The sequence below is a fragment of the Streptomyces sp. NPDC001920 genome (assembly GCF_053594495.1).
On record NZ_JBSFEP010000006.1, the window covers coordinates 288,478 to 301,689 of the forward strand.

15 protein-coding genes and 1 tRNA gene are annotated in these 13,212 nt (G+C 67.0%); 12 read left to right on the forward strand and 4 right to left on the reverse strand.

What is annotated here, in order from left to right:
• Positions 1 to 199 precede the first annotated feature (199 nt).
• Positions 200 to 748: a helix-turn-helix domain-containing protein gene (locus ACWCPI_RS12820; protein ID WP_019753195.1), complete on the reverse strand. Its 549-nt coding sequence runs from the start codon at positions 746 to 748 to the stop codon at positions 200 to 202.
• A 182-nt stretch (positions 749 to 930) separates the two neighbouring features.
• Between ACWCPI_RS12820 and ACWCPI_RS12825 the strand changes: the two genes are divergently transcribed.
• The 4 genes from ACWCPI_RS12825 (at position 931) to ACWCPI_RS12840 (ending at position 3,126) form a co-directional block, all read left to right on the forward strand.
• Positions 931 to 1,003, forward strand: a tRNA-Ala gene (locus tag ACWCPI_RS12825).
• A gap of 407 nt (positions 1,004 to 1,410) precedes the next feature.
• The gene (locus ACWCPI_RS12830) at positions 1,411 to 1,584 is read left to right on the forward strand and encodes a hypothetical protein (RefSeq protein ID WP_388803457.1); all 174 of its coding nucleotides are present in this window, start codon (positions 1,411 to 1,413) and stop codon (positions 1,582 to 1,584) included.
• Between the two features lie 38 nt (positions 1,585 to 1,622).
• Entirely contained in the window at positions 1,623 to 2,228 is a 606-nt protein-coding gene (locus ACWCPI_RS12835) for an RNA polymerase sigma factor (protein ID WP_451038131.1), read from the forward strand.
• Entirely contained in the window at positions 2,212 to 3,126 is a 915-nt protein-coding gene (locus tag ACWCPI_RS12840; protein ID WP_451038132.1) for a hypothetical protein, read from the forward strand. The genes ACWCPI_RS12835 and ACWCPI_RS12840 overlap by 17 nt, the downstream gene beginning before the upstream one ends.
• A gap of 105 nt (positions 3,127 to 3,231) precedes the next feature.
• Here the strand turns inward: ACWCPI_RS12840 and ACWCPI_RS12845 are convergent, their stop codons facing one another.
• Positions 3,232 to 3,942 carry a DUF5324 family protein gene (locus ACWCPI_RS12845; RefSeq protein ID WP_451038133.1) on the reverse strand — a complete coding sequence of 237 codons (711 nt, stop codon included), beginning with the start codon at positions 3,940 to 3,942 and terminating at the stop codon, positions 3,232 to 3,234.
• Positions 3,943 to 4,270: 328 nt separating this feature from the next.
• On the opposite strand from ACWCPI_RS12845, the gene ACWCPI_RS12850 reads away from it, so the two are divergent.
• Both ACWCPI_RS12850 and ACWCPI_RS12855 read left to right on the forward strand, forming a co-directional pair.
• Positions 4,271 to 4,804, forward strand: a complete 534-nt coding sequence (locus ACWCPI_RS12850; protein ID WP_388803470.1) for a peptidylprolyl isomerase — start codon at positions 4,271 to 4,273, stop codon at positions 4,802 to 4,804.
• Between the two features lie 121 nt (positions 4,805 to 4,925).
• Positions 4,926 to 5,813, forward strand: coding sequence for a rhomboid family intramembrane serine protease (locus ACWCPI_RS12855; protein ID WP_451038134.1), 888 nt, complete (start codon positions 4,926 to 4,928; stop codon positions 5,811 to 5,813).
• A gap of 304 nt (positions 5,814 to 6,117) precedes the next feature.
• On the opposite strand, the gene crgA is transcribed toward ACWCPI_RS12855, so the two are convergent.
• Positions 6,118 to 6,372 carry a cell division protein CrgA gene (gene crgA, locus ACWCPI_RS12860; RefSeq protein WP_019756195.1) on the reverse strand — a complete coding sequence of 85 codons (255 nt, stop codon included), beginning with the start codon at positions 6,370 to 6,372 and terminating at the stop codon, positions 6,118 to 6,120.
• A 142-nt stretch (positions 6,373 to 6,514) separates the two neighbouring features.
• Here crgA and ACWCPI_RS12865 point away from each other — a divergent pair, with 142 nt between their 5' ends.
• Genes ACWCPI_RS12865 through ACWCPI_RS12890 form a run of 6 tightly spaced genes read left to right on the forward strand, consistent with a single transcriptional unit; the run spans position 6,515 to position 10,835 of the window.
• Positions 6,515 to 7,291, forward strand: coding sequence for a DUF881 domain-containing protein (locus tag ACWCPI_RS12865; RefSeq protein WP_451038135.1), 777 nt, complete (start codon positions 6,515 to 6,517; stop codon positions 7,289 to 7,291).
• Between the two features lie 18 nt (positions 7,292 to 7,309).
• Positions 7,310 to 8,023, forward strand: coding sequence for a class E sortase (locus ACWCPI_RS12870; protein WP_451038136.1), 714 nt, complete (start codon positions 7,310 to 7,312; stop codon positions 8,021 to 8,023).
• Positions 8,024 to 8,040: 17 nt separating this feature from the next.
• Positions 8,041 to 8,238 (forward strand): hypothetical protein, encoded by a 198-nt coding sequence (locus ACWCPI_RS12875; RefSeq protein WP_451038226.1) that lies wholly within the window; start codon positions 8,041 to 8,043, stop codon positions 8,236 to 8,238.
• Positions 8,235 to 8,873, forward strand: a complete 639-nt coding sequence (locus ACWCPI_RS12880) for an aminodeoxychorismate/anthranilate synthase component II (protein ID WP_451038137.1) — start codon at positions 8,235 to 8,237, stop codon at positions 8,871 to 8,873. The genes ACWCPI_RS12875 and ACWCPI_RS12880 overlap by 4 nt, the downstream gene beginning before the upstream one ends.
• Positions 8,870 to 10,048 carry a class E sortase gene (locus ACWCPI_RS12885; RefSeq protein WP_451038138.1) on the forward strand — a complete coding sequence of 393 codons (1,179 nt, stop codon included), beginning with the start codon at positions 8,870 to 8,872 and terminating at the stop codon, positions 10,046 to 10,048. Before ACWCPI_RS12880 ends, ACWCPI_RS12885 begins: the two co-directional genes overlap by 4 nt.
• A 13-nt stretch (positions 10,049 to 10,061) precedes the next feature.
• Entirely contained in the window at positions 10,062 to 10,835 is a 774-nt protein-coding gene (locus ACWCPI_RS12890) for a class E sortase (RefSeq protein WP_451038139.1), read from the forward strand.
• 204 nt (positions 10,836 to 11,039) lie between these two features.
• On the opposite strand, the gene pknB is transcribed toward ACWCPI_RS12890, so the two are convergent.
• On the reverse strand, positions 11,040 to 13,076 hold the full coding sequence (gene pknB, locus ACWCPI_RS12895) for a Stk1 family PASTA domain-containing Ser/Thr kinase (RefSeq protein WP_451038140.1): 2,037 nt from the start codon (positions 13,074 to 13,076) through the stop codon (positions 11,040 to 11,042).
• Between the last annotated feature and the right edge of the window lie 136 nt (positions 13,077 to 13,212).

The window sequence follows — 13,212 nt, forward strand, 5'->3', positions numbered from 1 at the left end:
GGCCCGGTCCAGGCCGACACCTCCGTGCCGACGCCTGCTTCCGCCCTGCCCGGGGGACACACGCCCCCGTCGTGCATCCCCCGCGAACGGCCGGACCTCCGGTGACCCTGCCGATGAACCGCACGACCCCCTCGTGCCGCTCACGGGCATGGCCCGAAGGCCGGCTGCCGAACCGCCTCGGGCGCAAGCGCCCGGAGGGTCAGTTCTGGTGCGACTGGTAGTGCGCGACCGCGTCGGAGGTGCGACCGGCGCCGTACACCCGGAGGAACTCTGCCAGTTCCGGGTGGCTGGGCGCGAGGCTGTCCGCGGCGTCGAGTATGTCCCCCGCTGCCGCCACCGAGCGCAGCAGCGACTGGATCTCGCGGACCACCCGCTTGACCGTGGGCGCCCCCGAACTGCTCGTCGTCTGCGTGGTGTTGCTGAGCACCGAACCCCCCTGCGACTTCTTGATCTCCTCCATGCGCTCGGTGGCCTCGGCCGCACTCACGCTGCCGTCCGCGACCTGCCCCGCCAGGTCCTGCAGCAGCTGCACCCGCTGGACCACGGCGGGATTACCGATCTTCGCGCGCTGGCCGCTCATCAGCTGCGACAGCATCGGTGCGGACAGCCCCAGTACCCCCGCGAGACGAGCCTGGTTGAGACCAAGATCGTCGATGAGCTTACGGAAGAGCGCCCCCAGCGGCTCCCCGTACCAGTTCCGCTGCAGTTCCCGCGCTCTTGCGGTGGCTTCCTGCTGTGCGGCGTCCATTGCGTCTCCCCATCGCTTCCCCTAAAACCGCGGTTCGCTGTAGCGAACCACGCCGAGCATCTTACGGAGAGTGGTCGTTCATCGGGACCCCCAATCTTTTTGCGAGATACGGGGGCCGACCCGGTACTCTTGTCTGCGGCGCCCGACGGATTGTGGTTCTTCCGGTCGGACGTTCCCTTTCCGGGGCCTTAGCTCAGTTGGTAGAGCGCTGTCTTTGCATGGCAGATGTCAGGGGTTCGACTCCCCTAGGCTCCACATTTCGAACCGGTCAGACGCCCCCGAGGCATCTGGCCGGTTCTCGTATGTCGCGGTGGCCGATGAGGCCCCTGTTGAGTGACGTGCGTCACGTGGCGCGAGATGTCGCCGTTGCAGTCGTTTGCGCAAATATCCCGTGCGCGGGACGGGTGCGAACGGCTTGCGCAGGTGACCGACGTGGCGCCAGGGTGGCCCGCCCCCGTGTACAGCCCTTGTGTGAACTGGCGTAAACGCAATCGGGTAATCAGAAGGATGCGCTCCGTTAAGAAAGTCTGTGCGGGACTTGCACACACAGCCCGTTGCAAACGTCATCGTGGGCGGAGGGCGTAGACAGGCGCCGTCCCGAGGCCGCCGGGGGTGCTGAGAGGCCTCGCCTGACATCAGGAAGGCACACCAGCACAGTGACCATGGACATTGCCGGCGAGGTGATCCTGGCAGCCCTCGCCCTTCGGGTCTTCGGCCGGGACACGGTCGTACTGCTGCGCCGACTGGCCGCAGCCGGCGTACGCGCGGGCATCAGCGAAATGCGACGCGACCTCCCCGAGACCGCCAAGGACGCACACCACGAGGGGCAGGCGTGAGCCAGGACCTGCCGAGCCAAGCATCCCGCGCACCGCGCATGAAAAAACTGCCGCCGGACTTCGAGGCCTTCCACCAGATGTACCGGCCGCTCTACGTCAACTGGGCCAAGTCCCGCCTGGGCAACTGGCACGATGCCGAGGAAGCGGTCGACGCCGCCTTCGAGCAACTGCTCAAGGCGTGGACCACCGTGCTGTCCAAGGAGAACCCCGCCGCGTACGCCTGGCGCGTGCTCAAGAACAGCACCATCGACCACTCCCGGACCCGCGACCGCCGCCCGGCACTCATAGGCGAAGCCTTCGAGACCGTGGCACTGGCCCAAGCCGTAGACCCCATCAGCCAGCTCGAGGAGAGCCTCAACCTCTACGCGGAGATCGGCCAACTGCCGCCACGTCAGATGGACGTCGCCCTCCTGCACTTCGGGCTCGACTACAGCGCGGTCGAAATAGCGGCCGCCCTCGGCATCACCCCGGCCGGCGTGCGCTCCACGATCCGACACGCCAAACGTCGCCTCCAGCACGCCTACGGCGTCAGGAAGAACCTCACAGACCCCCACCCCGACGACGACACCCCCCACACCAACGAGGACCGACAGGCCGAAGACGGACACGCCGAGGAAGGAAAAGCCGATGACATCGCCCATTGACGACCTGCTCGCCCGGGCCCGCCTCCACCGCCGGCCCTACCCCCAGGCAGCCATAGACGCCGCGGCCGTACGGCTGTCCGTCCGAGCCGCCGTCCTCCCCGGCACCCCCGCCACCTCAGGCCCCGCCTCGACCCGCACCCCCCGTCGACAAGCCCCCCCGACCCCACCGAGCCCAACCCCACCCCCCGACGAACGCTCCGCCGCCGATGACCTGCAAACCCTCTGCGAAACGGTCATCACCCACACCGACGCCCTCACCGACCTCGAAGAATTCCTCGCCCGAGCCCTCCCCGAACCCCCAGGCGCCCGCGTCCTCGGCTGCATGCTCCAACTCTGTGCCCGAGAGGAATCAGCCCGCTTCTGGTGGCAGTACGCCGCAGGTGCCGGCGACTCCGCGGCCAACTACTGCCTCTACCTCCACCACCGAGCCCTCGGCGAGCACGGCGTCGCCGACTGGTGGCAAACCCAACACGCCCGCTACACCCGCAGTGTCCGACCCACCGACGACACCCCCCATAACGACGGCACCGTTCTCATCGACACCACCATCCGCACCGACGACCCCACTCCCGAACCCGACGACGAGATCAGCACCACCCTCCGCGTGCTCCGCGCCCTCAAACCCGACAGCTCACCCGTCCCCGAGTCCGTCAACGCCGTCCTGCACTACGTCCCCGCCGCAGTCGCCTACGTCGACGACGACCTGGACCTCCCCCTGCCCGACCCCGACTTCACCGACCGGATACGAGCCCTCGCCGCACCCACCCCACCGAAAACCCCGCGAGCCGGTCACCGGCCCAGTCCTCTGCCGTCACGCCAGCGCACCCGCGTCCCGGCCCACCACACGATCGACGACCCACCCGAAGGCGCCTGCGAGCCCCAGGCCGAAAACCTCTGACGGACAAAGGCCGATGTTCCACGTGAAACATCGCCGTGGGGCGGGAGACCTCAAGTCTCCCGCCCCACGGCCCAGTTCGACGTACGACCTGCACCGGCCGTCACATCACTGGCCCTCGTCGCGCCGGGCAGCCTCCTCCTCAGCCTCCTTCGCCTGAACCTCCGGATCCAGAGCCGACTGGCTACCGTCCACCGACGCCAGCCGCGTCGACTCCGGCACCTCGGTCGCAGCAGGCGGTTCGACCAACCAGTCCGGGTTGGCCTGCTTGTCCCACCACTTCCAAGCAGCAAAAGCAGCGCCCGCGAGGGCTCCGAACACCGCCAGCCCCTTCACGGCACGACCCGCCTTCGCGCGCCGCTGATGCTTGCGGACCAGCTTCTGAATCTCCTTCGACGAGACCTGACCGCGCAGCGCGGCCAACGCCGCAGCACCACGCGCGGCGGCCTCGTCCCTGACAGGCCCAGCCGCGGCAACCGCCTGCTCGATCTTCGGCCGGGAGTAGACGGCGGCCTGCCGGGCAGCCTTGCGGGTGCGTGCAGCGGCCTCATGAGCGGCCTGGTCGACCTTCGGCGGCACATGCGCACGGGCCTGCTCCAGACGCGGTGCGACATACGTGCCGTACTGCATACGCGCCTGCGCACGGGCCTGCTCGGTGGCCTGTGTCACCACTGGCGCGAGCCGTACGCGTGCCTCCTGTGCATAGTGCGCGGCCCTGTCCTTGGCGGTGTCGGCGTAGGGCGCCACCACTTCCGCGGCGTGCAGCACGCTGTCCTTCGCCGAGCCGGTCGCGGCGCGCACGCTGTCGATGCGGGTCACGGGATCCTCCTCCTCGGTGGCGTACGGTATTTCGACTTTCCACCCTTTTACGGATCATGCCTGCAAGAACGCCCCGCGGCATGTGCGGGCAGGCATATGGGTGCCGATGGAACTTGATCGACTGCGATAAAAGGATCAATGCGGGGCAACACGGGCTTGTCGTCGACAATGCCACGGTTCGCCGCATCGCGCTCCCGTCACGGGACTACTCGACCGGTTTTCCGTAAACGATCTGCACGGTTGCGGCCCGGTAAACGGGTGCCGGGCGACGTACGCCGCCTTCCATGCGAGGATCAGGGGGTCACAGGAAGACAACGGAAGGCAGATCGTGGCTGAGCAGCTCTACGCCACCCTGAAGACCAACCACGGCGACATCGAGGTCCGGCTCCTCCCGAACCACGCGCCGATCACGGTCAAGAACTTCGTCGAACTCGCCAAGGGCGAGCGTGAGTGGACGAACCCCGCCACCGGTGAGAAGTCCACGGCCAAGCTCTACGACGGCACGGTCTTCCACCGGGTCATCAGCGGCTTCATGATCCAGGGCGGCGACCCCCTGGGCAACGGCACCGGCGGCCCGGGCTACCAGTTCCAGGACGAGTTCCACCCGGACCTCTCCTTCGACAAGCCCTACCTGCTCGCCATGGCCAACGCCGGCCCCGGCACCAACGGCTCGCAGTTCTTCATCACCGTCTCGCCGACGACCTGGCTGAACCGCAAGCACACCATCTTCGGCGAGGTCACCGACGCGGCCAGCCAGAAGGTCATCGACACCATCGCCACCACCCAGACCAACCCCCGCACCGACCGGCCTCTCAACGACGTCGTCATCGAGTCGGTCGTCGTCGAGACCCGCGAAGGCTAGGCACAACCCACAAGGGCTGGTCCGGCACCCCTCACAGGGAACCAAACGCCCCGCTCGTCCGTAAGGATGAGCGGGGTGGTGCATTTCCACACGCACCGCGTACGACAACCGAGGGGACCTCATGGACCAGCCGGCAGGCAGCCCGCAGGACGCCCAGAGCCTGCCCGTCTGCTACCGCCACCCGGACCGCGAGACCGGCATCCGCTGCACCCGCTGCGAACGCCCGATCTGCCCCGAATGCATGGTCAGCGCATCCGTCGGCTTCCAATGCCCCGACTGCGTCCGCAGCGGCTCCGGGACCGGACACGCCCCCGACGCAGCCCACCCCCGGACCATCGCCGGCGGCACCGTCACCGCCGACCCTCATCTGATCACCAAGATCCTCATCGGGATCAACGTCGCCGTCTTCATCGCCGTCCAGACCAGCACCTCGCTGCTGAACGACCTCGTCCTCCTCGGCGCCTGGCCACCCGCGCCCTTCACCCCCACCCAGGGCATCGCCGGAGGCGAGTGGTACCGCCTGGTGACCTCCGTATTCACCCACGAGGCCATCTGGCACATCGCCTTCAACATGCTCAGCCTCTGGTGGCTCGGCGGCCCCCTCGAAGCAGCCCTCGGCCGCGCCCGCTACCTCACCGTCTACCTCGTCTCGGGACTCGCGGGCAGCACCCTCGCCTACCTCCTGACCTCACCGGCCACCGCAACGCTCGGCGCCAGCGGCGCCGTCTTCGGTCTGTTCGGCGCCACCGCCGTCCTGATGCGACGACTCAACCAGGACATGCGGCCGATCATCGCCCTGCTGGCGATCAATCTGATCCTGACCTTCAGCCCAGGCTTCAACATCTCCTGGCAGGCCCACATCGGCGGCCTCGTCGCAGGTGTCATCACGGGGTACGCGATGGTCCACGCGCCGCGCCGGCACCGCGCCCTCGTGCAGTACGGCACCAGCGCTCTCGTACTGGTCGCCGTAGTCCTTCTGACCCTGCTCAGGACGGCTCAGCTCACCTGACGTACCCGGTTGTCCACAGCGTGTGGCGGATCGTGTGCACATCGCGCGCGAACAACTGTGCCCCCTGTCACTGACCAGTGTTTCCGCAGGTCAGGCAGGGGGCGAACAGGTTTTCGAGACAGGGTGTCGGCCGGTCGTTCCGTCACACCGGCGTCAACGCCCGATGGGTTATCCACAGATCGTCTTTCTTTTTCAACACTGTGGAAAACGGCTGTGGATAACTCAGTGGATAGCCCAGGGCAGAGCTAAGTTCACCCCGAAGTCGCCGCCGGTCGGGGCGACCGCTTCGAGGGCTGGTCGAGGGCTACTTCCACTGCGTGGAGACACCGAATCCGGCGGCGATGAAGCCGAAGCCCACGACGATGTTCCAGTTGCCGAGCGCGTCGATGGGCAGGGAACCATCGGTGACGTAGAAGACGACGATCCATGCCAGGCCGATGACGAACATGGCCAGCATCACGGGGGCGACCCATGTGCGGCTGTTCAGTTTGATGGCGGTCGCCTGCTTCGACGGCGGCGGCGTGTAGTCGGCCTTCTTGCGGATACGTGACTTCGGCACGAGGGTCTCTCCTGTCGATGCGCTGCGTGGCCGCGCAGGGAACTGGGGCTGGCTCCGGGGCAGCGTACAAGGGGACTCTGATTGCTCCCCCGGGCGTCCGTTAGCGTAGTGCTTCCGTGGCGTTGAAGGAGATAAGGGTACGTTGAGCAATTCTGCCGACTCCCCCGGGACGGGATCCAGTCCCGTCCGTGGCCGGTTCCGGCCGGTGCGGGTGCTGACCGCGGCCGTCTTCGCTCTCGCGGGGCTCATTTTCTTCACCAGCTTCAATACGGCCAAGGGCACCGATATCCGTACGGACGCCTCGCTGCTGAAGCTTTCGGACCTGATCCATGAGCGCAGCCATGAGAACGGCGAGCTCGATGAGTCCAATGCGGCATTGCGGGACGAGGTCGAGGCGCTGGCGGAGCGTGACGACGGAAGTACCAAGGCCGAGGACGACAAGCTGGCCGTGTTGGAGAAGCGGGCCGGTACGCAGAAGGTGACGGGCGAGGCGGTCTCCGTCACGTTGAACGACGCCCCGCCGGACGCGACGGCCAAGTTGCCCGGTTATCCGGAGCCGCAGCCCGACTACCTGGTCATTCACCAGCAGGATCTGCAGGCGGTGGTGAACGCGCTGTGGCAGGGCGGGGCCAAGGGCATCAAGGTCATGGATCAGCGGTTGATCTCGACCAGTGCGGTGCGTTGTGTGGGCAACACGTTGATTCTTCAGGGGCGCGTCTATTCACCGCCGTACAAGATCACGGCGGTGGGTGATCCCGAGAGGTTGCAGAAGGCGCTGGCGGCGTCGCCGTCGATCCAGAACTACATGGTCTACGTCAATGTCTACGGTCTCGGATGGAAAGTGACCGAGGACGGGACGGTGACGCTGCCGGGTTACTCGGGCACAGTGGATCTGCAGTACGCCAAGCCTGTGGAGTGAGCCTCTCTGGAGCTGCCGGTGCGGGTCGTCGTCAGGACCGTCAGCGAACTGTGCATCACCGTCGGCACCGTGATCGTGCTTTTCGTCGTCTATGTGCTCTTCTGGACGGGTGTGAAGGCCGACAGTGTCATGGACGACCAGATCGACCGGTTACAGGAGCGGTGGGCGCGGGGGGACGTGCGGCCGTCGGTCGCGCCGCCGGGGCGTGAAACCGGTTCTGTTGAGGGGTCCGAGCCGAGTCCTGCGAGGCCCGCCCCGTATGTCGCGGACGAGCCCTTTGCGATCATGTACATCCCGCGTCTTGGTTTCACGTGGAACAAGCCGGTTCTCGAAGGTACGGCCGAGAGCACGCTCAAGAAGGGCCTCGGGCACTACGCGCGCACGGCTCAGCTCGGGCAGAGGGGCAATTTCGCGGTTGCCGGTCACCGCCGTACGTACGGCGATCCGTTCAAGGACTTCCCGAGGCTGCGAGCCGGTGACGCGGTGGTGCTGACGGATGGGACGACCTGGTTCACCTATCGGATCGACAAAGGCCCCTACAAAACAGTGCCTGCCGACATTGAGGTGATCGACCCTGTGCCGCGTAAGTCGGGGTACACACGTGAGGGCCGATATCTGACCCTGACCACGTGTGATCCGGAGTGGGGCCACAGTCACCGGCTGATCGTGTGGGCCCATCTGGACTCCACACAGCCTGTGGAGGCCGGGAAACCGGAGGCGTTGCGCCGTTAGTCTGTTGGCTGTACGGCGTGAGTCTGGTGCCGTGGTGCGACGGAAGGGACGGCATGTACGGCTGGATCTGGCGGCATCTGCCGGGGAATGCGTGGGTGAGGGCGCTGATCTCGCTCGCTCTGATCGTGGCCGTGGTCTACGTGCTGTTCAACTACGTCTTCCCGTGGGCCGAGCCGCTGCTGCCCTTCAACGATGTGACGGTGGACGACCAGTGAGTGCGCGCATTCTCGTCGTGGACAACTACGACAGCTTCGTCTTCAACCTGGTCCAGTACCTGTACCAACTGGGTGCGGAGTGCGAGGTGGTGCGCAACGACGAGGTGTCGACGGCGCACGCCCAGGACGGCTTCGACGGGGTACTGCTGTCGCCGGGGCCGGGTACGCCGGAGGAGGCCGGGGTCTGCATCGAGATGGTGCGTCACTGTGCGTCGACCGGGGTGCCTGTGTTCGGCGTGTGTCTGGGGATGCAGTCGATGCAGGTGGCGTACGGCGGGGTGGTGGACCGCGCGCCGGAGCTGCTGCACGGCAAGACTTCGCTCGTCGAGCATGGGGGCAAGGGAGTTTTCGCCGGATTGCCGACTCCGTTCACCGCGACTCGCTATCACTCCCTCGCCGCGGAGCCGGAGACCGTGCCGGCTGAGCTGGAGGTGACGGCGCGCACGCAGGACGGCATCGTCATGGGCCTGCGGCACCGTGAACTCCCTGTGGAAGGCGTTCAGTTCCACCCTGAGTCCGTGCTGACCGAGCACGGGCACCGGATGCTGGCGAACTGGTTGGTGGAATGCGGTGACCAGGGTGCGGTGGCGAGGTCGGCGGGGCTCGCTCCGGTGGTGGGCAGGGCTACGGCGTGACCGCGCTGCGCCCCGAGCGTGAGTCCGGTGCCGCGTACGGGGAGTCCGTGTCGGATTCCTACGGTGGCGTCGGCGACCAGGGCACCTCGTACGGGCAGCCGTACGAGGGGTCGGGTGCGCGCGGGGACTGGTACGAGGGTGAGGGGTACGGCCCTCGGGGCGCCGAGGGTTACGGCGGCGAGGACTACGGTGCCGGGGGGTCGCCTGTGATGCAGGAGGGGTACGGGGAGCCGTACATGCCTCCTGCCGATGACGAGACGGTGGCGTTGCGGATACCGGATCCGCCGGCCGGGGCGTCCATATCGGCTTCTGCGGCCTCATCGGGCCGGCCGCCCACGGGAACCCCCACCGGTGGCCGTGCGGCCCGGAGGAAGGCCGCCAAGCGGCGCCATGGGCGCGGTGGAGGCGGTCGGCAGGCGTCGGAGGCCGCTGAGGCGGGTTCGGCGGCGTCCGGGGTTCCGCTGTCGCGTGTGGAGGCGCGTCGGCAGGCGCGGGCGCGCAAGCCCAGTCCGGCGGTGCTGGCGAGCAGGGCGATCGGTGAGGCGTTCATCACGACCGGTGTGCTGATGCTGCTGTTCGTGAGCTATCAGCTGTGGTGGACGAACGTGCGGGCGCATGCGCAGGCGGACAAGGAGGCGAGCAGCCTTCAGGAGGACTGGGCGAGCGGTAAGCGTGCCCCCGGGAGCTTCGAGCCCGGGCAGGGTTTCGCGCTTCTGCACATCCCGAAGCTGGACGTGGTCGTGCCGATCGCGGAGGGCATCAGCAACAAGAAGGTGCTCGACCGGGGAATGGTCGGTCATTACGGCGAGGGCAAGCTGAAGACGGCGATGCCCGATGCCAAGACCGGCAACTTCGGGCTCGCCGGGCATCGGAACACGCATGGTGAACCCTTCCGCTACATCAACCGGCTGACGCAGGGCGATGCGATCGTCGTGGAGACGCAGGACAAGTACTTCGTGTACAAGATGGCGTCGATCCTGCCGGTGACGTCGCCGAGCAACGTGAGTGTGTTGGATCCGGTTCCCCGGGACGCGGGTTTCACCAAGCCGGGGCGTTACATCACGCTCACCACCTGTACGCCGGAGTTCACCAGCAAGTACCGGATGATCGTCTGGGGCAAGATGGTCGAGGAACGGCCGCGCAGCAAGGGCAAGCCGGATGCGCTCGTCATTTAAGGGCAGATGAAAAGTGGCAGCGACCACAGACGGCACGGAACGGCACACGGCTGCCCCTGCGTCACGGCGTCCTCCGGCACGTCGTCGCATGGGCCGGGTCGCGATGGCGATCAGCGTCTTCGGCGAACTCCTCATCACAGCGGGCCTGGTGCTGGGCCTGTTCGTCGCCTACTCCCTGTGGTGGACGAACGTCCTGGCCGATCGTGCGGCGGACAAGCAGGCCGACAAGGTGCGTGATGTCTGGGCTCACGAGGACGACGGCTCAGGGGGCCCGGTCGCGTTCGACTCCAAGGACGGCATCGGTTTCCTTCATGTGCCCGCGATGGGCGACGACGAGATCCTGATCGAGAAGGGCACGACGGCGAAGATCCTCAACGACGGTGTGGCCGGCTACTACACCGATCCGGTGAAGGCGACCCTGCCGACGTCGGGCAAGAAGGGCAACTTCTCTCTCGCCGCCCATCGCGACGGGCACGGCGCCGAGTTCCACAACATCCACAAGATCGACAAGGGCGACCCGATCGTCTTCGAGACGAAGGACAAGTGGTACGTCTACAAGGCTTACGCCATCCTTCCCGAGACCTCGAAGTACAACGTGAAGGTGCTGTCCAAGATCCCGAAGGAGTCGGGGAAGACGAAGGCGGGCCACTACATCACGTTGACGACGTGCACGCCGGTGTACACGAGCCGGTACCGGTACGTGGTGTGGGGGGAGCTCGAGCGCGTGGAGAAGGTGGACGAGGAGCGGACGCCGCCGGATGAACTGCGCGGCCGACGCGGTGGCTGACAGAGGCGTCGGGTAGCTCTGTCGCCTGACGTGACGAAGGCCCGAAGTCGCAACTCTTCTTGCGACTTCGGGCCTTTTGATTGCGGTGCTTCGGGGTGTGCTCCTGCGCGCCACGGTTCCAGCTCGTCGTGGTGGACGGCGTTCCGGCGAACGCGTAGGCCCCGGCACCTCATCGGGTGCCGGGGCCTGGGAGCGAGTGCGCGGTCAGTCCTCCGTGCGGGCGGACGTTCCTGTCACGCCGCCGAAGATGCCACCGCCGCCGTTGTCACCGCCGCCGTTGTTGCCGCCGTTGTCTCCGCCGAAGCTCACAGTGGTCAGAGTGATCTGCGTGTTGGCAGGATCGTCGACCTGCTGGTTGCCCTTGGGGTCCTGGTCGGCGACGAGGGCGTTGTCGCTGGAGTCACTGCCGCCCGCGAACTGGATGTTCGTGAAGCCGCTCTGCTGCAGGATCTGCTTGGCCTGGCCCACCGTCTGACCGACGACGGTCGGCACCCGGGTCTTCTGCGGGGCCGCCTTGCCGATCTGGATGTTCACCGAGGAGTTCTTGTTGGCAGGGGTTCCCGCTTCCGGTGAGGTCGCGATGACCTTGCCGACCTGGTTCGGGTCCTGGGTCTCCACTTCGGTGCAGTTGCCGACCAGTTCGTTGGCCGTCATCTGGGCCTTCGCCTCGTCACAGGACTTGCCTAGAACGTCCGGGACGGTGGACTTCTCCTCCTCCACGGCGATGGTGAGGGTGATCGTGGAGCCCTTCTCGACCTCTTCGGCACGCTTGGGATCCTGGTCGAGGACGGTGTTCGCCTCGTCCGAGGAGGTTTCCCGCTTCTTCGTCTTGACCTCGAACTGGTAAGCGTCGTCTTCGAGTGTCTTCTTGGCCTCGTCCAGCTTCAGGCCGATGACGCTGGGCACCGAGACCTTCGGCGCGCCGGTCGAGACCACGATGTTCACCGAGGACTCCTTGTCGACCTTGAGGCCGGCGTCGGGGTCCTGGTCGCAGATCTTGCCCTTGGGCTGGTTCTCACACTCCTTGGGAGTGATCGTGCCCATCTTGAGGTCGCTGTTGGTGAGCAGTCCTCTGGCGGTCTTCTCGCTCTCGCCGACGAGGTTGGGCACCGCCACCTGGGTGTTGCTCGCGCTCTTGCCGTCGAAGATCCACTTGCCGATCAGGATCGCGCCGACCAGGACCAGCACCGCGGCGACGACCAGCAGGATCGTCGACGTGTTGGACTTCTTCTGGCGGCGTCGGTCCATGCGCTCGTCGTAGCCGTAGCCGCCGTCATCCGGGTTCATGGGCGGCAGCATCGACGTGGCGCCGGCGTCCTGGGCGCGCAGGGCCGTGGTCGGCTGGTCGTCGGGGTAGCCGCCGTAGCCCACCGAGCCCATCGCGGCCGTGGCGGCGACGGGCTGGCCGTCGAGGCAGGCCTCGATGTCGGCGCGCATCTCGTCGGCCGACTGGTAGCGGTAGTTGGGGTCCTTGACCAGGGCCTTCAGCACGATCGCGTCCATCTCGGGCGTGATCTCGGGGTCGAAGACCGACGGGGCCTGCGCCTCCTCGCGGACGTGCTGGTAGGCGACCGCGACCGGGGAGTCGCCCACGAAGGGCGGGCGGACGGTCAGCAGCTCGTAGAGCAGGCAGCCGGTGGAGTAGAGGTCGGACCGGGCGTCGACCTGCTCGCCCTTGGCCTGCTCCGGCGAGAGGTACTGGGCGGTGCCGATGACGGCGGCGGTCTGGGTCATCGTCATGCCGGAGTCGCCCATGGCGCGGGCGATGCCGAAGTCCATCACCTTGACCTGGCCGTTGCGCGTCAGCATGACGTTGGCCGGCTTGATGTCGCGGTGGACGATGCCGCTGCGGTGGGCGTACTCCAGGCCCTGGAGGATGCCGATCGTCATCTCCATGGCGCGCTCCGGCAGCAGCTTGCGGCCGGAGTGGAGCAGCTCGCGGAGCGTGGAGCCGTCTACGTACTCCATGACGATGTACGGGATCGACACGTTGTCGATGTAGTCCTCGCCCGTGTCGTAGACCGCGACGATCGCGGGATGGTTGAGCGAGGCGGCCGACTGGGCCTCCCGGCGGAACCGGGCCTGGAAGGACGGGTCGCGCGCGAGGTCCGCGCGCAGCGTCTTCACCGCCACGGTGCGGCCGAGACGGGTGTCATGCGCGAGGTATACCTCCGCCATGCCACCACGACCGAGCACCTGGCCCAGTTCGTACCGGCCGCCGAGGCGACGCGGCTCTTCCATAGCTACCTACCAGCCCTCTCCGTCGGTCCCGCCCTCACCCTTGTGGGTGTGGCGGTGGTCCGTCCGGGCATACCGTACCCGGCTCATCTTGTGTGACCTGGCCAAGCCCGTAACCCGATACAGGACCGGTATCGCA